The following is a 19820-nucleotide window of genomic DNA, read 5'->3' as shown; positions in this document are numbered from 1 at the left end:
TCACACCTCCCAGGTGACGTGCAGCGAGGTGGGGCCGCGGAAGCCCCAGCCCCAGAACTCGACGCCCTCGCGGGTGTCGCGCTCCAGGTTCGGGATGGCCTCGAACAGCTCCTCCAGCGCGATGCGCATGACGTGGTTGGCGAAGTAGATGCCCGCGCACGCGTGGTTGCCCGCGCCGAAGGCGAGGTGCGGCAGCGGCGGGCGGTGCAGGTCGTACTGCGAGGGCGCCTCGTACTTGCCGGTGTCGTGGTTGGCCGAGCCGTAGGACAGCATCACCGGGGTGCCGGCGGGGAGGTCGACACCGGCGATGGTCACCGGTTTGGTGGAGATGCGGGCGGTGGCCGACCAGATCGGCGAGGTCCACCGCAGGCCCTCCGCGATCGCCCGCGGGATCAGCGTGGGGTCGTCGACGACCTCTTCCAGCTGCTCGGGCCTGCTGAACAGGCCGACCAGGGTGGACGCCATGCCGTGGCCGGGCTCCTGCATCGCGCCGAGCAGGTACACGTAGATCGTCGGGTAGATGTACTCGCGGTCGCGGGTCTGGCCGGGCGGCATGCCGTCGTGCAGCCAGTGCGAGATGGCGCTGTCGTCGGGGTGGTCGATCCACATGTCGATCAGCGGGTCGACGACGGCGCGGATCTCGGCCTTGGCCTGGTCGCCCTCGGCGAAGCCCTCGGGGTTGGCGAACTCGCCGTTCTCGTCGACGGCGGCGTTGGTGAAGGAGCGGTTCAGCTTGGCGAACCACTCGCGCAGCTTGTCCGAGTCGACCTCCTGCAGGCCGAGCAGGTCGCCGAGCGAGCGGACGCTGACCGGCTCGCAGTACTGCGCCACCAGTTCGGCGTGCCCGTCGTTCTCGAACCGCTCCAGGTAGCGGCGCGCGATGGGCCGCACCAGGTCGTCGATCCAGCGGTCCACCTCGGCGGGCTGCAGGGCGGGCTCGACCATGGAGCGCAGGTCGGCGTGGATGTCGCCGTTGACGCCGATGATCGCCGGGTGCCCGAAGGTGCGGCCGCCGGCCGGGGTGATGACGGCCTCGAAGTCCGGGCTGGTCGCGACCTCGCGGCAGACCTCGGCGGTCGAGGCGACGTAGGACCCCAGAACCGGCACGAAGGCCAGCGGCGCCTCCGCGCGCAGCCGCTCGTACACCTCGTACGGGTTGCGCTCGAGCTGGGTCATGGTGACCTCGTCGAGCCAGGCGAGATCGGGCCGTTCGGTCGTCGTCATCGCGGTGTCCTCCCACGTCGTTGTCCGGGATGACACGGGAGGCTAGGCAGCCCTGACCTGCGGCGCGACACGCTTCGCGCGGTCCCGGCACGGATCGCGCGGCCAGTTCGCGACGGGTGTCTCTGGTAACCTCCTGCGCATGCCCGCACGGCGTAGTGCGCCGCCCCGGGACTGGCACCAGGCGTCCCGGAAGGTGGCGGAGGCGTATTTCCCGCACGAGCTGCAGCCGCTCGGCGGCGGCCGCGATCCGCGCCTGACGCTGCGCACGCTCGACCTCGGGCCGGTGCTGGTGGGGCACGTCGGGTGGGGCGCCGACGTGCGGGTCGCGTGCGACTACCCCGGCGCCTACGAGATCAACATGCCGCTGACCGGGCACCTGGAGAGCCGGGGCAGGCACGGGCCGGTGGTGTCGGTGGCCGGGCAGGCGACGGTGTTCCGGGCCGACACGCCCTCGCTGATCAGCCACTGGGACGCCACCTGCACGGTGCTGGGCGTGAAGTTCGACAGCGCGTGGCTGGACCGCGAGGCCGAGCGGGTGCTCGGCGGCGACCGGGTCACGCTGCGCGGCGAGCTGCCGGACCAGCTCGACCTGGCCGCCGGGCAGGGGCGCGCGTGGCGTCAGCTGGTCGCCAGCCTGGCGGCGAACCTGCACGAGCCCGGCCTCCTTGGCGACGTCGTGCGCGACCAGCTGGCCGGCGCGCTCGCGGCGAGTTTCCTGCTGGCCGGGTGCCCGGAGGCCGGCGCGGGCCCGGCGCCGCGCCCGCGGGCGATCAACCGGGTGCTGGACCAGCTGCACGACGACCCGGGCCGCCCGTGGACGGCCGGCGACATGGCCGAGGTCGCGGGCACCAGCGTCCGGCGCCTGCAGGAGGGGTTCCGGCAGTGGGTGGGCTGCAGCCCGACCGAGTACCTGCTGGGGATCCGGCTGCAGCGGGCCGACGCGGACCTGGCCGCCTCCGGGAGCACGGTCAGCGAGGTGGCGGCGCGCTGGGGCTTCTCCAGCGCCAGCCGGTTCGCGGCCGCCTACCGGCGCCGCTACGGCGTGCCGCCCGCGCAGGCGCACCGCTGAATGCGCTTTCCGCGCTCCTGGTGTTGATAGCGAAAACGCTGTCACCCGACGGCGCATCCCTCGCCGGCCGACTGTCCTTTCCGGACTGATTTCGCCGTCGTGGCCTGTCATGTCCACTGAGGAAAATCAGACACCACCGCGCCGCGTGGACCGTGAGTCCTGCACGGTGTCGTCACGTTTTGCGTTACAGCGCAAGAGCAATCTCACTCGAAGGTCTTGTACGCGGTTAGATCAACCCGCCTGCACCGACCACGAGTAGTGGTGATGTAGTGTTCTGCGCCGGGTGATCACTCGAATGGATGACGCTCCATGGTCGCCCGTTTTTCACGCCATGTTCTGACACTTCGTGGACGCGAAGACGCGTTCACCGAGACCTCGTGCCTGCTGACGGAGAAAGACGGACAAGTGGTGGACTTCGACGCACTGGCCGCCGAACTGCGCGGCCTCCGCGACAGTGTCGCCGGGGTGACGGACACGGTGGTCGCGGCGGTCGACGGGATCTGCATCTTCGCCGACGCGGACGAATCCATCGACCCCGCCAAGATCTCCGCGCTCGCCGCCGCCGACCTGGGCATCGCGCGCCAGGCCTCCGAGCTGGCCGGCCAGGGCTCGCTCAACCAGACCGTGGTGTTCAGCAGTGACGGCTACCTGGCCGTCTACGCCATCGGCCGGATCGCGTTGCTGGTGGTGCTCGGGGACAAGGGGCTCAACGTCGGGCGCCTGCTGTTCGAAACCCGGCCCGTCATCGACCGGATCGCGAAGATCCTGACCGCCTAGCCCGGCAGGAAAACCCAGTTCACAGGAGGAAACCGACATGATGAACATCGACACCGCGCTCAAGGAAGCCATGAGCATCACCGGGGCCCTCGGCGTCGCGCTGGTCGACTACGAGAGCGGGATGTCGCTCGGCACCAGCGGTGGCGACGACTGGCTCGACCTGGACATCGCTGCGGCGGGCAACACCGAGGTAGTGCGGGCGAAGCTGCGGGTCATGTCGTCGCTGGGGCTCAACGACTCGATCGAGGACATCCTGATCACGCTGCACCGCCAGTACCACCTGATCCGGCTGCTGAACTCGCCCGGATCGCGCAACTCCATGTTCCTCTACCTGGTGCTGGACCGGGAGCGCGCGAACCTGGCGCTGGCCCGGCACTACCTCAAGCAGATCGAGTCCGACCTGCAGGTCTAGCCCGCACTCGCACCAGAGGAGGGGGCGATGACCGCAGGCGGCTCGAAGGCCGCGCTCGTCGTCGGCTCGGCGTTCCTGCACGACCTCGGTTCCCTGTTCCCGGTGGCGATGACCCTCACCGGCGACGAGCTGGTGTTCACGTTCGTGTCGCCCGGTGAGGTCGAGCAGTGGGCCGCGGAGCGGACGGCGACGGTCCTGGCCGGACGGGAGGCCCGTTTTTCCGTTGACACACAGGAAGAACGGGTCCTCGTCGAACTCGCCGGGACGCGGATCCGCGCGCTGATCGTGCTCGCCGACGACGTGACCGCGCCGCTGCCCGGCCGCTGGCGCGACCGGATGCCCATGACGGTGCGGCTCGCGCTGGAGGAGCTGGCCCGGATGCTCGCGCGGTGCCACCACGCCGCGGGTGGCGCGGCGCCGCTGATCGACCTCGACCTCACCTACCGCCCCGATCCCGGCTACCACGAACGGCTCAGCCAGGCCCACGAAAGCGTGCGCCCGTTCATCGCGCCGGTCCGCCCGGTGCTGTCGCTGCGCTGGCGCTCAGCGACTCCGGGGCAGCGCAAGGCTTTCCTGGATGAGCTGCCGGGCGGGTCCGGACGCGGCTGGCTGCGCCGACGGCAGACGGTGCCGGTGATGGGGCTGGACCTGGAGGTCGTCCGCTGACTGTCGTCAGTGGACGGTGGCGAGGACGAGGTAGCGGTCCTCGCCGTCGTCGATGTCGTCCAGGCGCCAGCCGGCCGCGGTGAGGGCGGCGCGGATGTTCTGCTCGGCGCGGAGGTCGTCCGGGGTCAGCTCCCGGCCCTGCCGCCGCGCCAGCGCCGCCCGCCCGACGGGGTGGAACAAGGCGAGGCGCCCGCCGGGCCGGCACACGCGGGCGAGTTCCCGCAGCCCGGCGACCGGGTCGGGCAGGTGCGAAACCAGCCCGGCGGCGAAGACGGCGTCCAGGGCGCCGGTCTTCAGCGGCAGGTGCAGGGCGTCGCCGAGGAGGAGCGCCGCCACGCGGTGACGACCGCGGGCGGCCGCCTCGGCGAGCATCTCGGGGGTCACGTCGACGCCGAGGACCGTCCCCCCGGGGCCGACGGCGTCCCGCAGCTCCGGCAGGGCGCGCCCGGTGCCGCACGCGATGTCGGCGACGACCCCGCCTGCCGGCGGAGCCAGATCCGCGACGGCACGCCGGTAGCGGGGCCCGTCGTCGGGGAACTTCAGCTCCCAGGTCGCCGCGCGGGGCCCGAAGAAGGCCCGCGTCGCGGCGAGGCCGGTCGGTGGCACGCTCATGGGGAAAGCTTAGGCGCCGCGGCAGCAGCGAGGTCGCCACCACGCGGCCGCCCAGGGACAGGTCCACCGCCGCCGCTCCCCTCGACAGGCCAGCCCACGACTCACCTCCACGACGCCCCACCGGCCGGCGCCGCACCCAGCCGCCGCGGCCAACCAGCGGCGCCGCTCACCAGCAGCCCCCGGACCCCCGCGCCCCGGCACAGCCAGCCCACCGCCACCGTCACCAACGGACCGCCGCGACGCCCGGAGCCGCCCAAGCCCGTGGGCGCCTCCTTGGAACCGTTGAAGCACCCCACCGGCCAATCCACCACCACCGCCGCCGTCACCCTCACCAATGGACCAGCCGCGACGCCCGGAGTCGCCCGAACCCGCGTCCCCCTTGAACCGTTGAACCACCCACGGCCGGCCCCCACACCAGCCGCCACGGCCAACCAGCGGCCCCGCTCACCAGCGGCACCTCCCCAACCTCCCGCGTCCCCGGCACAGCCACCCCACCGTCGCCATCACCCCACCAATGGACCAGCCGCGACCCCCGGAGCCCCCCAAGCCCGCGGCAGCGCCCCTTCGACCCGTTGAAGCACCCACCCCAGCGGCACCCTCACGAGTGGACCAACCGCGACGGCCGGTCCGAGGCCGGCCAGACGTAGGGCAGGTCGTCCGGCACGCCGTCGAAGAATCGCTTGTAGTGCCCGGGATCCTTGTGCAGCAGCGCCGACTGGTGGCTGCGGTGGAACTCCGGGTCGCCGAGCCACGGCGGCATCTCCCCCGCCTCCCGCAGCGCCTGCTCGTCCCGCGGCTGGGGCAGCCCGACCGCGCGCGCCAGGTCGTCGGTCAGCTTCACCGCGCACGTGTCGGTGTGCCCCGCCGCGCACCACACCCGGCACACCTCCAGCCCGTAGCGGGTCAGCGCCTCCTCGTAGCCGGTCCACATCTTCGCCGCCGGGTGGTGCCGCCACCCGTAGTTCGGCACCGTCAGCGCCCGCAGCACCTGCAGCGTCTCGACACGCTGCTTGCCGAGGCGCCGCGTGTCCAGCACCTGCGCGGTTTCGGCGAACCCCGGGTAGGGCAGGAACGTCTGCATTCAGCCCACCCGCTCGTCCGGCGTCGCCTCGTGCCCGGCCACGCCCGGCGAGCGGCGCTCCCGTTTCAGTTCCGCCTCGAACAGGTGCCGCCGCCCGCCGGTCAGCTCGCGCGCCTGCCGTTCGAACGCGCGGAACGGCTGGTAGTAGGTGTCGTCGAAGTCCTCGACCACCTGGAACGTCCACCGCCCCGGCAGCACGTTGCGGCCGACCAGCTCGCGGGCGATGCGGTCGGCCAGCTCGTCGTGGCCGGCCTTGCGCAGCAGCTCGACAGCCTCGCCGACGGCGAAGTCGGTGGTTCCGGTCATGCGGTGGAACTGGTAGAGGTGCCCGCGCGCGACCTCGAGGGTCTCGAGGGCCTCGGTGAGCTTGCCGACCGCCTCGACCGTCGCACGGTCGTAGCGGTCGGCCTCGGGGTTCTCGTCGTCGAGACGCGCGTCAGTCATGCGGGCGGGATACCCACCCCGAACCGTTTCACAACCGTTGCCGGGTGAGCACGGGTGCACGTTTCGTGCGCGAGACCGCCACCCCGGCCAGACAGAGAACGCCGCCGGCCAGCGAGAGCCAGCCCGGGACCTCGCCGAGCACGGCCCACGACATCAGCACCACCACGGCCGGCACGGCGTAGGTGGTCGAGCCCATCTTCCCCGCGGTCGTGCGGGCGAGCGCGTACGCCCAGGTCGTGAAGGCGAGGGCGGTCGGGAACACGCCGAGGTAGAGCATGCTCAGGGTGGCTTCGGCGGGCGCGGTGGCGAGGTCGTCGACGAGCGGCCCGGCGAACGGCAGGCACGCGACGGCGCCGATCAGGCAGCCGAAGGTGGTGACCTGGAGGGCCGAGGCGTGCTTGAGGGCGGGTTTCTGGCTGACCACGCCACCCGCGTAGGTGATGGCCGCGAGCAGGCAGAGCACCACGCCGAGGACGGGCGCCTGGCCGCGGCCGGACATCGACAGTCCCACGACGACGGCGCCGGCGAAGGAGACGGCGAGCCCGGCGAGCAACCGTCCGGGGAAGCCCTCGCGCAGCAGCCAGCCGCCGAGCAGGGCGATCAGGATGGGGCCGACGTTGACCAGCATGGCCGCCGTGCCGGCGTCGACGAGTTGTTCGCCCCAGTTCAGGACGACCATGTAGGCGCCGAACCAGAGCACCCCCGCGGCCGCGATCCCCGGCCACGCCTCGCGTTTCGGCAGCCCTTCGCGCCGGATGACCAGGAAGACGAGGAGCGTGAGCGTGCCGGCGACGAGCCTGCCGAGGGCCAGCGCGCCCGGGGTGAAGTGCTCACCGGCCGCCCGGATGGCCACGAAGGCCGACGCCCAGAGCACGACGGTGGTGAGGGCCGCGACCATCGCGCGGCGGTCCATGCTGAGATCCACGCCCCGGACGCTATTCCCCGGACGTTTCGGTGTCCGGCGATTTTCCGCCACGGCGCCCGACGAGCCGGTCCAGCAGGTCACGGTTGCCGGGCCACGCCTCGTCGAGCACCTCCCGTGGCACGCGCCGCGCCGCGTAGCGCAAGGCCAGCGCCACGACGACGACGTCGTCGAGCGGCCCGATGACCGGCAGGAACTCGGGGATCAGGTCGACCGGCGACAGCACCCAAAGCCCCGCGAACACCACCGCGACCTTCGCCCGCAGCGGCACGCGCGGATCCTTGCGGAGCCGCTTGACGGTGATCACACAGTCCGGCAGGAAGCGCGCGAGATCCCTGGCCAGCCCCGGTGGGAGTAGTTTCGCGAGGAAGATCAGCAGCACCCACGACGCAAGCATGACCCCAGCCGCGATCAGGACGCCCGTGAGCCAGCCAGGCACTTTGCGCTCCTCCGAGTAGAACCCAAAGGAGCCTACCCGCCTCACCCTGTGTGACCGGCCGCTCTTATAGCGCACTGTTGATCACGCGCAGTCACCCACCCCCCGTGAACCGGCGTCCGCGGATGGGCTACTCTTGTGCGCACAAGAGAAGAGCAGGTCCGAGTGGCGGAATGGCAGACGCGCTAGCTTGAGGTGCTAGTGCCCGTAAAGGGCGTGGGGGTTCAAGTCCCCCCTCGGACACAACCACTGCGCACACGGATGGTTGGGGCTGGGTTTCAGCCACCACCATCCGTGTTGTTTCGTTGTAGGTCAGTTTCAGGCCGAGCTGTCGGTAGACCTCCAGCTGGTCGCCCGGGTCCGCGTCGCGCAGCACCTGGAGCAGCCCGCCCATCGCGTCGACCAGCTGACGAATCTCCGCGGCGGTCATTCTCCGGTCCGCCCCCGTCCGGGCGTCCGAGGCGGCCAGCTGCGCCTCCAGCACCGCCTTCTCCTGCTGCACCTGCCTGGTCCACTTCGCCACCAGCGCCGGATCTGTGCCGGCTTCGAGCGCGGCCTGGTGCCGGGCGAGTTTCCGGTCGCACTCCGCCAGCGCCCGGCGCGTCTCGGCGCAGCGGGAGCGTGATCCGGCTGCGACTCCTCAATCGCGGTCAGCGACTGTTCGATTTTGCCGGGCGCGAACACCTGGGCCAGCCAGGTGTCGAGCGGCTCCAGCAGCACATCCTCGCGCAGGTGCACCGTCAGGGGATGGTCGAGCCGGTTGGCCAGGGCGTACTCGTTCGGGTAGCGGCAGCGGTAGTGGGCCCGCTCGCGGATCCAGTTGCCCTGCATGCGGCGACCACAGCTCTCGTGGAACAGCAGGCCCTTGAGCGCATAGGGGTGCTTCTTCCGCTCGGTCACCCGGCCCGTCGACCGCGGGCCACGTGACGCCAGGCGACGGCGAAAGCGAGGAGAATTTCGCGGTTAAGCGATCCCGGAAGGCGGACACCACGGCGTCACCATCGTCACCGGCCGCCTGGTCGAGCGACCGGTCGACGGTGATGGTCCCGTCGGCCTGCAGCAGGCGCAGCGCATCGACGAGACTGTGTCGGTTGCGTTGTGCCTCCTGCTTGCTCACCCCATCGCCGGGCACAACGGGAAATCGCGGGAGCAGGTTGCTCTCGCTGTCGGTCGCGCAGACCTGCGCCACCGACTGCAGCAGGTCGTTCAAGGTCATCCGGGGGCGTCGCCACAGCTGTTCGCAGGCGAGGGCGGACAGCACCGGCACCAGCTGTGACGCCGGCAGCGGGTCCTGTCCCTCGCGACGGATCCGCAAGCCGCGCGCGCCTGGGACGTCCTCACGGCGCTTGTGCAGCCGGATCTGGTCCGCGGCATCAAGCACTTCCAACGTCCAGCCGAGTTCGGTGTGTAAGAACCTGGCGAGTTCGGCGCGGCCACGGCTCGCGCTCCGGTACAGTTCCGGCTCCCGCTCGGCAAGCAGCCTGCCCTACGCGATCAGGACCCGTGCGCCCTCGGCGAGATCCGGGTGGAGTAGGGTGTCTTGCTTCATGCGCCCCTCCTGGGCCGGCCGGTGGCCGGCGGTTCCGGGCTCGACATCGTGGCCCCGGCCGGGACCACCGTGACGAGCAGCCGCGGCGCGGTCAGGTCGCCTTCGGCCAGCGGCACGGTGACCTGTTCGCCGCGGCCGGCCAGCCGTACGCTCACCAGCACCCCGGCCTCGTCCGCTTCGGCCTGCCCGACTCCTGTCGCCGACTCCACCGTGTCCAAGGCGAGCTGGATCGCGTCGAAGAGCGCGGCAGCCGTCTCGCAGTCGAGGCCCGCGAAGTGCTCGAGCCCGACCTCTCCCGGAGTCAGCAGGGCCGCGGCACAGCGCCGCCGATGTTCGGCCCGGGCGGCGGCCTCCGCCAAGGCCGCTTCACGCTGCGCGCTGGCATCCACGACCTTGCGCGGGCGTCCACCCGCCGGGCCGTGCCGCTCATGTTCGCGCAGGGTCAGATCCACGCCGAACGAGGCCTGGCCGGCCGCAGCGCTGGTGGCGTGCTCGACGTCCTCCTCGGCCGGACCGGATACGACGTGCCACGCGGGCCAATCCCCGAAAGCCGCCGCATACACCTGCCGGGCTGCATCATCGTCCGGCTGCCGGTGCAGGGACTGGGCGAGCAGTCGGAAGTCCACCGCGAGATCCGAGCCGCGCAACCACGCGTTGTACCGCCTATCGACCGCATTGAGCAGCGTGTTCACCGCTTATAGGCCGATTCGACCAGCCGGCGCAGACTGGCGCCGGGCACGAACCACGCCTCCAGCGCGGAGAGCAGAGCGACGCGGTCGGTCACCCAGTGCTGCTGCGCGGCCGGATCGAGCAGTCCGGCGTGCTTGACCGCGCATTGCACGACGCGCTGGTGGCCGACTTGCCGCAGCGCCTCGAGGGCGGAACCGACGCGCACGAACGCTCGACCGTACTCGCGGGCGAATTGCCGCAGCGCTTCTACGACCCGATCGCGGTTGCCGTCGAAGACGTCGTCCTTCGTCACGTCCGACTGGCCGAGCTGGCCGAGGGCGTCATAGAAGTCGGCTGTGACGCGCTGAAGTTCCGCGATGCGCGTTTCGACGTTGGCAAGGTCAGCGTCGAGCAGCCCGTGCGTATCGTGTCTTCGACGCTGTCGACCAGCCGGCTCGGCAGCTAGAGCGCGCGATCGGCGGATAGCACCGCAGCGCGCACGGCCGCGACGATCGCACGGCCGCGGCGGGTCAGCGCCCAGGCCGCCTGCCGGCTGATGACACCGTGATAGTTCCGCAGCGGAGCAGCAAAGTCACGGAACGGCTTCGCGAACTCCCACCGGGCGAGCTGGTCCAGCAGATCGCGCAGTTCGACTCGGTCAGCGGATCTTGAAACCCAACCGCGCGCAGCCGTTCCCCGATGTCCCGAGCGTCGAGTGGGGGCCGCGAGCGCTCAGCTCCTCGAGCGCGGCGAGCAACGCGGAATACCTCTCACGAACCAGGTCGTTGTGCTGCGAAAAAGCTGCCCAATCGCTCGCGATGACCTGCCGCCACCAGTGCTGTGACGGGTCTGGTGGGGCCCTCGATTTGGTCACAGGACCTCCCTGCGTGGACAGCTGTCGCGGCAACTCCCGCAACTACCGGCGCGCCAGTATGGGGCTGCCCACCGACAAGAACTGCGAGCCCACGCCGGGCGGGCCGCCCGCGAGTCTCGGTGCGCCGCGCGTACGTGTCCTGCGTTCGCAGTATTGCCGCTGGTAGGGATGTTGCGATCGGCCGAAGGGGTGATCTTGCGGCGAATGCGGGATGAGCGATGCGTCCAGTTCCGCGGAAGTAGACAAAAAGATGTCATGTACGAGCGAGTCCCCAGCTTGACCGGCTCTGGGCCACTATGTCGGCGCGAGTGCTTCTGAAAGGGGCGGCTCAGCTGTTCGCCACGGCAAGCGTTGCTCGGGACCGCTACGTCGCAGTTCTCACCGCGTCGCGCCGAGGTGCCGAGGTGCCGAGGTGCCGAGAACATCGCGTGTTCATGGGGCACTGGTACACGGTGCGGCGCAGGTTCGGGCGTGACTGAACTGTGATTGACGGATTGAAACGATCTACCGGTTGTGGCGATCTACATGTCGTCGGGACGGTGGCGGAAATGCCCCCAGCGAGGGAGCAGGGTCGAATCGCGTGGTTCAGCAGGAGGAACGGATGGCGGCGGGGGCCGACCGGGAGGCGCCCGGAGCAACCGGCACCGCACTCCCGCCTGATGTCCGCAGGCTCGTCGATCTGCTTGCTCGACAAGACGGTCCGCTAGACCGGGCCGGTATCAAGATGTTGGTCCAGCGGCGGTTCCGGATGCGGCCCCGCGTCCTTTCCGAACTCCTGCAGAGGGCCTTCGCGGCCGGCGCCCTCGTGGAGTCGGGTGGCCGGATTCTCGTCGGTCATTCCGCGGAACCGCAAGAACCAGCGGAGCCGGCCGCCCCGGGTGCCGGCCTCTTGCGGGCTGTGGTCGTCGATGTGGAGTCGATGGTTCGGCCGATCGCCGCCGAGCCGTACACCGAGACGTGCATCTACCAAATCGGGGCACGCCGCATCGGCACAGATGATGCCTGGGCGGCCCAAGGGGATTCTTTCTCCCGGTACGTTGAACTGCCGAACGCCACCTGGAAGTTCACGTCAGCGGAGGTCGCAAAGCGACACGCCGAGAACAGGCTCCCCGAGGGTGATGTGCTTGAGGAGTTCGCCGGCTTCTGCGAAGGAGCTGATTCGCTCGTCGCCTATAACGGCACCGAGTCGGATTTCGTCCTCCTTGAGAACGCCTTCCGGCGCGCCGATGTCAAGCCACCGGAATACACCTTGGTGGACGCCTACTACTTGGCCCTCGCGCTGTGGCCGAACGCCCGCACGCACCGCCTGGGCCCGCTGGCAACCGACCTCGGTGTCTCGCACAGCGATCTGCGCTGGCATGACGCGAGTGATGACTGCGCGCTCCTGGCTCGCGTCCTCATGCACGCCGCGGACACGGTGGCGGGGTGGCCCGATGATCTCCGGGGTCTCGTGGCTTCCGCGTGCGCGGACTCGCCCGCGTGGTCGCTCGTGGGGCGGCTAGCTGCGCGAAGCCGAGGCGGAGGCACGGCCGCCCCGCGAGGCCACGGGCACGCTGAAGTAGCGGCGACCTTGTCCCGGCTGCTCGCCGACCACCGGCCGCGCCGCGCAGGGGTACGGACCGGTGCCGCCTTCGAAGTGGGACCCGAGTTGCGCGATGCTTCGGGGCGGGTCGACGCGCACGCCCTCGCGACCCTGTCCCACGGCCGAGGCGCGGCCCGTCGGCCGGCGCAGGACGAGATGACAATTGCTCTGCACGGCTGGGCGGATTGCGGAACGAGTGCCCTCATCGAGGCCCCGACAGGAACCGGGAAGAGCTACGCCGTTCTGTCAGCGTCCCTCGACTGGCTGTCGGGCAGCTCGAAGCGGACGTCGATCATCGCGACGTACACCAAGCAGCTGCAGGGGCAGCTGGCCGACGACGTCGTGCGGTTCGAAGACACGGTGCCCGGCCTGGTCGCAAGCACGGACGTGGTCAAAGGGCAGGCCAACCGGCTGTCGCTCCGTGGCTTGGTCTCGGCCCTCGCCGAGGCGACCGCGGTCGGCCGTCCCGGCGGCGGGCAAGGCCACCAGGTTCGAAGCCGTTTCCTAGCCAAGAAACGCTACCGGGAGCTGCTCGTCTTCCTGCTGCTCAGGCTGGTCTCGTCACCGCAGGCCCCAGCTTCGTGGACAGCACGATCAGTGGACCCGGTCGATCTTCCCACTTTCTTCGTAGCCTATGGCGACGGGGCAGTGCCTGGATGGCTGCGGTCCCTATCCCAGGCGGCGAACGGCGACTACGCGGCAGGCGCGAACACGACGCTCGCCGTGCACACCGACACGGTTGCCGAAGCGCTGTCGTCGCATCGGTTGGTGATCGCCAATCACGCCCTCCTGCTCGCTCACCTCGCGCACGTCCGCACTGCGGGTGCCGATCTGATGCTGATCCTTGACGAAGCCCATCAGCTCGAAGACGCCGCGACGTCGGCCCTCGCCAGCGACGTCGAGTACGCGGCCGTCGAAGACGTCCACAGCGAGCTGGTGGTCTGGAGCCGCTCGGTCGCCGGCGCCGACGGCGGTCGCGTCCGGGCCGCCGTCGATGCACTATCGGTTTTCCTGGACCACGAACAACTTCCGCGAGTCGTCTCGCGCGCGTTCGACAGCCGTGGGACCGGCGCCGGTGTCCTCCTCGGTTCCCGGGCGGTGACTTTGGCCAGCGCATACGCCGGACAGGCCGGAGTCGCGGCCGCCCGTCAGGTGTCCAGCCTCCTGCGAAGACTCCGCAAGCTCCTGGGGAACGTGGTTTCGACGGTGCGGTCGTATCTGGACGTCGACGAGCCGGGTTTGGCCTTCTTCGAGGCCGAGCGGATCAAGGCGTTGCTCACCCGGGCCACCGACCTGACGGAGAAACTTAACGAGGTCTGCGCTGACTTGGACGATCTCCTGTTCGTCGAGGTCACGGCTGCAACCGAGGCGGGCAAGGCCGCAGATGAGCACCTGCCGGTGGACGATGTGCTCGAGGCCGACGACGTCGTCGACGACGACTTCGACGACGAGACGTTGCGGGCCGGTGCGGGCGAGCTGGGGCCCCTGCCACCGGGAACGTCGAACCGGCTGGTGTACGCCGAGGAACTGGCCCAATTGCAGGGGGAACTCCGGCACTACCGGTTCAAGATTGCGACGAGCCCGATCGAGCTTCCGGCGGAACCGGCGTGGCGGCAGTTTACCAGCGCGTGTGCGCGTACCTTCTACCTCAGCGCCACTCTGACCGTCGCCGGTGATTGGTCGTTTCTGCGTTCGCGTCTCGGTCTTCCCGCCACACTCCCGACCCTAGAGCTGAGCACGCCGTTCGATCTCCGCCGGCAGGTGGAGCTGGTCTGCTTCTCGGATTTCCCCTCGTGGTCGGAACAGGGGGACGCGGCGATGCGCACGGTCGCCCATCAGCTTGCGGGGTATTCGCGTGAGATGATCCGCCCGGCGGCGGGGGATCCGCACCGAGGTGGCTTCGACGGCGGAGGTCTGGTGCTGACCACTGCCCGGTCGACGGCGGGCGGCATCGCCGAACACCTCGCATCCAACCTGCGCCGGAGCGCACTCGAGACGCCGGTGCATTCATCACTGGTGCTCGGCAACGCCCGCAGTGTCGAAAAGTTCACCGACCCGGCGGCCGGTGGCGGATTCCTGGTGGGAACGAAGGGCCTCTGGCAAGGCGTGGACATTGCCGACGAAGAGCGCCTGCGATTGGTGTGGATCAACAAGCTGCCGTTCGCACCGTTCGGAGCACCGCTGGTCGAAGCGCGCCACGCCGCAGTCGCGGCGCGGGCCGAGAGCCGGCGTCTCGAGGACCCGGAAGCGGTCGCGACCGAGCGGTACTACCTGCCCCTCGCCGCGTTGCAGGTCAGACAGGCGGTCGGGCGGCTGATCCGCTCCGAGCGACATCGCGGAGTGGTCGTCATCAGCGACCGCAAACTGGCCGGTGCTACAGCGATCCGCCGCGCGTACCGGCGGACCTTCCTCGGCTCGCTGGGGGACGAGCTGCTCCGCGACGATCCCAGGACCGGGGAACGCGGCGGTGGCAACGTCACCACGATGGCCAACGGCTGGTCCCGGATCTGGCGCTTCTTCGCCGACCACGGGCTCCTGACGGCCGAGCGTGCCGATGAATTGTGTACCGAGGCGGAACTGTCCCTGCACACCGTCCTGCCGTACACCCTGCGTATTCGTGACCTGGCCATGAAACCGGAGGAAGTCACGCAGCACCGGAACGCGGGCACCTTGGAGGCCGAGGTGCTCAGCCGCGCGGAAATGATCGGTGGCCTGCTGAAGTTGTCCGAAGAGCCGGCCGAGCTCCGCCGAGCCCAACGACAGGTGATCGGCGCGGTGGCGGCCGAGCGAAACGTCCTGGCCTTGTTGCCCACGGGGGCTGGCAAAAGCTTCTGCTTCCAGCTGCCCGCATTGGTGCTTCCCGGCGTCACGATCGTCGTGTCACCTTTGGTGGCCTTGATGCACGACCAGGCCCTCGCGTTGAACCGGACCATTGGCGGAGCGGTCCGCGCGTTGGTCGCACCCTTGCGCGAGTCCAGCTCGAGAACGGGAAAGACCGAGGTGGCCGAACAGCTCGAAGGCCGGGCCGACCACGGTATCCGCATGGTCTACGTATCTCCGGAACGGCTGTGCCAGCGTCGGTTCCGCGAGCTGGTCCGGAGCGCGGTCGAAAACGGGATCGTGAGGCGGGTCGCGATCGACGAAGCACACACTGTGGTGCAATGGGACGACTTCCGCCCGGCGATGACCCGGGCACTTGGGCTCTTGGCCGAGCTGCGGACCGAATACGGCCTACCCATCACAGCGCTCACGGCGACGGCCAACCGAGCCGTTCACGCGGAACTTCGCACGAGCGTGTTCGGGTTGGGGTCGGACGCGGCGGATGAGAGCGCTGAGGCAGCGACCGGTGCGCTGGTCACGGTTCGTGACAACCCCATACGGCCCGAACTAGCCATTTTCCGGCGCCGTATCGACCGGGCCCAGCCCGCCTGGCCCGCGCTGCTCGCCGAAGAAGTGGTCGACCGGTTGGACGGCCATGCCATCTTCTACTGCTTGACCGTGCGCGAAGTTACGGGAATGCACGCCCACCTCCGCGACTACCTCGGCGAGGCCGGAGGCCGCGTGCTGCGCTTCCACGGTCGTCTCACGGAGGCGGAGAAGGCTTCGGTGATGACGCAGTTCAGTGAGGCGCCTCGCAAGGGACAAGAGGGATTCGCGCCGCTGGTGATCGTTGCGACGTCGGCGTTCGGCCTCGGTGTCGACCGTGACGACGTGCGAACCGTCTTCTGCACTTCGGCGCCCACTGACATCGCTGCGTTATACCAGCAGATCGGGCGAGCCGGGCGCGACGCCGCCGGACGTCCGAGCAAGCCCGCCGTCAGCGGGGAAGAGCCCGTGGCTGCCAACGTCGGTCTCGCGCTCTTGACCAGTCGTGGGCTTCGGACAGCCCGGTTCATGGCTGGCGCCGACCTTCCCCCACCCCTGCTACGCCGAATGGCGGCGGCTGTGCTCAGAAGTAGTGGAGTAGTGGACGCGGCACTCCTCGCCGACAGTTTTCTCGCAGAGGACGTCGCCGCAGGGAGGTTGAGCGAAGCGGACGCTCGCCGACGCCACACCGGTGAGTCTTACCGCGCCGGCGTCCTGCGGGCATTGAACGCTCTCGTCACGCTCGGCGCGGTTGAGGACCTCGGGGATTTCCCGCCCTATTGCGCAGTGAAGGTCGGCGAGCTGGTCTTCACTCCGACGGTCCCAGCCGACACTGACGCGTTGGAGGTGGCGGTCGTCAAGGCTGTCCTCGCTCTTCCGGCTCGGAGAAGCGGAGTCGACTCACTTTGGCGCGGCAAGCTGTCCGTCATCGGGCTCGACGCGATGCTAGCCAGTCACGTGGCGGGGTACCGGCAGCTGGCCGAGGACGCTGCAGCGACCTGGCAGCTGCTTTCCGACTTCCACGACCGTGGCCTGCTAGACGTCTCGGCGGCGCCGAGCCGGAGGCTGGTCACAGGAATCCGGGTGATCGGCTTGTCGTCGGTCCCAGGCGGGTTTGAGGCGGTCGTCTCCGGAGGCCGTGAGCGCGCACTCGAAGAGGTACAACTGCTGCACAGCTTCTTCGAACAGGACACCGTCTGCGCCAACGAGCTGCTGGCCGACTACTTCGGCGCCGAAGTTCCCGCCGACTGCTGTACGCACGCGGGCAACCGCTGCTCCGCATGCTGGAAACTCGCGGAAATACCCTTGACCGAGACCGAGCCCCGCACAGGAGAAGCGCTCAACTCGGATCCCTGGAAGCGACGCGACGGTGCCGCGGACGTAGCGTACCGACGCCGTCGCCTCGAGGAGCAAGTGTTCCGGATGCTGACCGCGGCACCACAGGGTGTGCACCCTCGGAACATCCACCGCGCGTTGCGTGGTGAGAACACGTTCTTCAACCCACGAACGCGAACACAGGTCCGGCTACCGGCGGCACTGACCTCGTCGCGCCACTTCGGTGTCGACCCGCTGGTCACCTTGACGCAAGTGGAGGCCGCGCTTGCTCGCCTGGCGGAAATCGGACGTGTTGTTCAAGACCAGGGTCGATGGCGGCCGGTGAACCCAGTGAGGGACGAAGGCATACCGGTATGACGATTGCGAACACGCCCCCCGGCCCGGCAGATCAGCACGATGCTCCGCTGCTCGACCGGGACGACGAAACCGGTCCGTGGGAACCGTACGTCCACGAGCCGCTGATCACGCCGCAGATGATCTTGGGTCCCGAAAGGACACCCGCCGCCGATTTCGGGCGTCTCCAGCGATACTTGGCGGCGTTGGTCGAGGCACGCGCGACGCCGGTGCACGTGAACGTAGCCTTCAACGCCGCCTACTTCGGGTTCGACCTGGGTGCTGGCGGGTACGTCGGCGGCCAGGTCGAACTGTTCGGGTTCCCGAGGATCAAGGTCGGATCCACAACCGACGCACTTCCCGTCGGCGCGATGGTGAACATCGTGGCCGGTGCGGACCCGCTGTTCGCCGAAGTGGTCTACAAGGAAGGTGCTCACCCGGAGCTGGGGCCCGGTGGCGCCCTCCCCGATTGGCTGTCCGGCGCTCCGGCGGGCGCGGTGGGGCCTGGCGAGATCGACGAACTGTCACCGCCCGTGCTACGAGAGCGTCTGGTGGTCGACTTCAACGCGTTCGGCAGCGGATTGTCGCGTACCAGGGAGCAACTCGCGCGGCTGCGTCGGCAACAGCGTGTCCTGAACCACCAAGGTCACCTGATCGTCGAAGCCCAGTACGAATCACGAGCGCAAGCAGACCTCGACGACTGCGCGCTGTACGTGCGGTACCTGCTCACCTGCGGTCGTAGCCAGCTGATGAGCGCCGCGCTGCCGATGCAGTTCGGCAATCTCCTGGGCGACGGCGCGGGCTCAAAGGAACGCCAAGCAGCACTGTTCGGGATCATGCGGACGATTCGCGCCGCTTTGGTGGGCCTCAGTGACCCGGCCCGAGAACCCTTGCTCCACATGTGGGGCGACTACGCCTTCAGCCGTCGCGCCTACTCCGCACGGTTCGACGATCGCGGACCACTGGGCGGGGAGGACATGCATGCGCTGCTAGCCCAGCTGCACCGCAGCCCGCTGCCGTCCCGGCGGGGGCGCTGGGCTTCGGGACGCACTGTCAGCTACACCACGGTCGGCCGGCTGTTGGAGGAGATCGAAGACGCGGGCGACCGGCTCAACGAACTGAAGTACCCGGCCGCGGTGTGCCACTTCAACACCATTGTCACGCAGTACGTGGCGAGGGACGGCGACGAGGCAACCGGACTGCTGCGAGACGGGGTCCACCTCCGACTCGACGACCGTTGGCAAGGGGGCGGGGTCTGGCGCGCCGAGCACCCGGGCAGTGATTTCGCGCGGATCGATCCCGACGACGCGCTTGGGCTCGGTTGGCGAGGTAGCGTGCAGGTTCTCGGGCCGGCCGAAGGGCCGGACGCGAGCGCGGAGGAGGAGCCGGCACCGGATGCGGCGCCGAAGATCCCCGAAAGCTTCGATGATTTCAATGCTGACCCCGTGGTCACCGACAGCCAGAGCAGCTGGGAGCTCGCGCTGCGGGCCAAGCACCTGGAACAAGGCTGGTTGCCGGTGCCCGAGCGCGTGGCCGTTCGGATGCGATCGGCTGGTATCGACACCGGGGTCCGGGTACGGCTCATCCTCGATCACGACGGCCGGGACCTCGACGCCACCCACGAGCGGCAGCACGTGGAAGTCGAGCTGCTCGCGACACCCCGGCTGCGCGAGGTGACCTGGCCAGTCTGGGAGTTCTTCCCCGGGCTTCTGCTCTCCTGCCGGTGGGCTCACGGCAGCAGCAAGGTGCAGGTGAACACGACCCTGCTCGAAAAACCGGTTGAGGTGGACGGCTTCACCATCGATCACCGTTATGACCTGCGGGCTCTCACAAGGGACATCATCCCCATCGAGCCCAAGCCGGTCCGAGCTTCCGCCGCGCCGCAGGAGGCCCGGCTTATCGGGCCGGAGCAGTGGTCCGAGGAAGCACGCCGATCCGCCCGGCTCACCTTGGCGCAGCGAGTGGTTTTCGCCATCCGGACTCGCGGTCTGCTGGATGAGCGCGGATGCGCCGTGGTCGCCTGCAGTGCGTTGCCTACCCTCGTGCACGGCGAGGGCGAAGCAGGCCTGGAGATGCCGCAGGAACTCGCCGATGTCGTCGACGACCTGGTCGCATCGGGTCGGCTGTGCGCCGCCGACGGTAGTGTCGACGCCGCTGGGAATCTGGCTTACCCACCGGTGCCGGGCGACTACGTGATCCCGGTGGTCCGCTACGAGCCGGCGGTGCGGGAAGGCCAGCCGCGGCGGTCGAAGCCTTCCACGCGTGCCGGGCTGGATCAGAAGTGGGTGCGGAGAAGCCCGATCACACCGCACTTGCGTGACCTGCGCAAGAGCGGCAGGCGTGCCTCGGAACAGGCACGACAGGCCTACCGGGAGGACTGGGCGGCGGGAGGGTACGACGGTCCCGCGGAACTCCCGGAGCACTTCACCTACGCACGGCCCAAGAAGCACTGAGGTGCCCGACGAAGCA

14 protein-coding genes, 1 tRNA gene and 2 pseudogenes are annotated in these 19820 nt (G+C 69.5%); 7 read left to right on the top strand and 10 right to left on the bottom strand.

From position 1 onward, the window contains the following. Nucleotides 1-1224, bottom strand: a complete 1224-nt coding sequence (locus ACCP09_RS36290; RefSeq protein ID WP_433753418.1) for a cytochrome P450 — start codon at nucleotides 1222-1224, stop codon at nucleotides 1-3. 139 nt (nucleotides 1225-1363) lie between these two features. On the opposite strand from ACCP09_RS36290, the gene ACCP09_RS36285 reads away from it, so the two are divergent. The 4 genes from ACCP09_RS36285 (at nucleotide 1364) to ACCP09_RS36270 (ending at nucleotide 4148) form a co-directional block, all read left to right on the top strand. Further along, a complete protein-coding gene (locus ACCP09_RS36285; RefSeq protein ID WP_123687570.1) occupies nucleotides 1364-2293 on the top strand; it encodes an AraC family transcriptional regulator in 930 nt (309 codons plus the stop codon). 408 nt (nucleotides 2294-2701) lie between these two features. Next, nucleotides 2702-3070 carry a roadblock/LC7 domain-containing protein gene (locus tag ACCP09_RS36280; RefSeq protein WP_123687644.1) on the top strand — a complete coding sequence of 123 codons (369 nt, stop codon included), beginning with the start codon at nucleotides 2702-2704 and terminating at the stop codon, nucleotides 3068-3070. A gap of 40 nt (nucleotides 3071-3110) precedes the next feature. Then, nucleotides 3111-3482: a hypothetical protein gene (locus ACCP09_RS36275; protein ID WP_027930082.1), complete on the top strand. Its 372-nt coding sequence runs from the start codon at nucleotides 3111-3113 to the stop codon at nucleotides 3480-3482. Between the two features lie 27 nt (nucleotides 3483-3509). Further along, nucleotides 3510-4148, top strand: a complete 639-nt coding sequence (locus tag ACCP09_RS36270) for a hypothetical protein (protein ID WP_433753416.1) — start codon at nucleotides 3510-3512, stop codon at nucleotides 4146-4148. 6 nt (nucleotides 4149-4154) lie between these two features. Here ACCP09_RS36270 and ACCP09_RS36265 read toward each other — a convergent pair whose 3' ends face one another. The 5 genes from ACCP09_RS36265 to ACCP09_RS36245 all read right to left on the bottom strand — a co-directional run bounded on the left by ACCP09_RS36265 (nucleotide 4155) and on the right by ACCP09_RS36245 (nucleotide 7646). Further along, the gene (locus ACCP09_RS36265; RefSeq protein WP_027930084.1) at nucleotides 4155-4760 is read right to left on the bottom strand and encodes a class I SAM-dependent methyltransferase; all 606 of its coding nucleotides are present in this window, start codon (nucleotides 4758-4760) and stop codon (nucleotides 4155-4157) included. 598 nt (nucleotides 4761-5358) lie between these two features. Further along, nucleotides 5359-5841, bottom strand: coding sequence for an MSMEG_6728 family protein (locus ACCP09_RS36260; RefSeq protein ID WP_378365672.1), 483 nt, complete (start codon nucleotides 5839-5841; stop codon nucleotides 5359-5361). Further along, nucleotides 5842-6285 (bottom strand): hypothetical protein, encoded by a 444-nt coding sequence (locus ACCP09_RS36255; protein ID WP_123687566.1) that lies wholly within the window; start codon nucleotides 6283-6285, stop codon nucleotides 5842-5844. 28 nt (nucleotides 6286-6313) lie between these two features. Beyond that, nucleotides 6314-7198, bottom strand: coding sequence for a DMT family transporter (locus tag ACCP09_RS36250; protein ID WP_433753460.1), 885 nt, complete (start codon nucleotides 7196-7198; stop codon nucleotides 6314-6316). 22 nt (nucleotides 7199-7220) lie between these two features. Continuing rightward, complete coding sequence (locus ACCP09_RS36245; protein WP_433753413.1) at nucleotides 7221-7646, bottom strand: YkvA family protein; 426 nt, start codon at nucleotides 7644-7646, stop codon at nucleotides 7221-7223. A gap of 156 nt (nucleotides 7647-7802) precedes the next feature. On the opposite strand from ACCP09_RS36245, the gene ACCP09_RS36240 reads away from it, so the two are divergent. Beyond that, nucleotides 7803-7886 (top strand) — tRNA-Leu (locus tag ACCP09_RS36240). A gap of 183 nt (nucleotides 7887-8069) precedes the next feature. On the opposite strand, the gene ACCP09_RS36235 is transcribed toward ACCP09_RS36240, so the two are convergent. The 4 genes and pseudogenes from ACCP09_RS36235 to ACCP09_RS36220 form a co-directional block, all read right to left on the bottom strand. Continuing rightward, nucleotides 8070-8543 (bottom strand): hypothetical protein, encoded by a 474-nt coding sequence (locus tag ACCP09_RS36235; RefSeq protein ID WP_433753411.1) that lies wholly within the window; start codon nucleotides 8541-8543, stop codon nucleotides 8070-8072. Between the two features lie 109 nt (nucleotides 8544-8652). After that, nucleotides 8653-9123 (bottom strand): annotated as a pseudogene (locus ACCP09_RS36230) (DUF2398 family protein); the annotation flags it as partial. 65 nt (nucleotides 9124-9188) lie between these two features. Then, entirely contained in the window at nucleotides 9189-9884 is a 696-nt protein-coding gene (locus ACCP09_RS36225) for a DUF2397 family protein (RefSeq protein WP_433753409.1), read from the bottom strand. 92 nt (nucleotides 9885-9976) lie between these two features. Further along, nucleotides 9977-10240: pseudogene (locus tag ACCP09_RS36220) on the bottom strand (hypothetical protein); the annotation flags it as partial. Between the two features lie 1075 nt (nucleotides 10241-11315). Here ACCP09_RS36220 and ACCP09_RS36215 point away from each other — a divergent pair. Further along, nucleotides 11316-17375, top strand: coding sequence for a DEAD/DEAH box helicase (locus ACCP09_RS36215; RefSeq protein WP_433753407.1), 6060 nt, complete (start codon nucleotides 11316-11318; stop codon nucleotides 17373-17375). Beyond that, nucleotides 17372-19804, top strand: coding sequence for a hypothetical protein (locus ACCP09_RS36210; RefSeq protein WP_433753405.1), 2433 nt, complete (start codon nucleotides 17372-17374; stop codon nucleotides 19802-19804). Before ACCP09_RS36215 ends, ACCP09_RS36210 begins: the two co-directional genes overlap by 4 nt. Nucleotides 19805-19820 lie beyond the last annotated feature (16 nt).

Source organism: Amycolatopsis sp. 3B14 (assembly GCF_050958625.1).
GTDB classification, from domain to species: domain Bacteria; phylum Actinomycetota; class Actinomycetes; order Mycobacteriales; family Pseudonocardiaceae; genus Amycolatopsis_E; species Amycolatopsis_E thermoflava.
This window is presented reverse-complemented; position numbering and strand designations above follow the sequence as displayed.

Excerpts from the sequence above, each read along its gene's own strand:
- ACCP09_RS36290 (WP_433753418.1), bottom strand. The coding sequence starts at position 1,224 with ATGACGACGACCGAACGGCCCGATCTCGCCTGGCTCGACGAGGTCACC.
- ACCP09_RS36285 (WP_123687570.1), top strand. The coding sequence starts at position 1,364 with ATGCCCGCACGGCGTAGTGCGCCGCCCCGGGACTGGCACCAGGCGTCC.
- ACCP09_RS36275 (WP_027930082.1), top strand. The coding sequence starts at position 3,111 with ATGAACATCGACACCGCGCTCAAGGAAGCCATGAGCATCACCGGGGCC.
- ACCP09_RS36270 (WP_433753416.1), top strand. The coding sequence starts at position 3,510 with ATGACCGCAGGCGGCTCGAAGGCCGCGCTCGTCGTCGGCTCGGCGTTC.
- ACCP09_RS36265 (WP_027930084.1), bottom strand. The coding sequence starts at position 4,760 with ATGAGCGTGCCACCGACCGGCCTCGCCGCGACGCGGGCCTTCTTCGGG.
- ACCP09_RS36260 (WP_378365672.1), bottom strand. The coding sequence starts at position 5,841 with ATGCAGACGTTCCTGCCCTACCCGGGGTTCGCCGAAACCGCGCAGGTG.
- ACCP09_RS36255 (WP_123687566.1), bottom strand. The coding sequence starts at position 6,285 with ATGACTGACGCGCGTCTCGACGACGAGAACCCCGAGGCCGACCGCTAC.
- ACCP09_RS36250 (WP_433753460.1), bottom strand. The coding sequence starts at position 7,198 with ATGGACCGCCGCGCGATGGTCGCGGCCCTCACCACCGTCGTGCTCTGG.
- ACCP09_RS36210 (WP_433753405.1), top strand. The coding sequence starts at position 17,372 with ATGACGATTGCGAACACGCCCCCCGGCCCGGCAGATCAGCACGATGCT.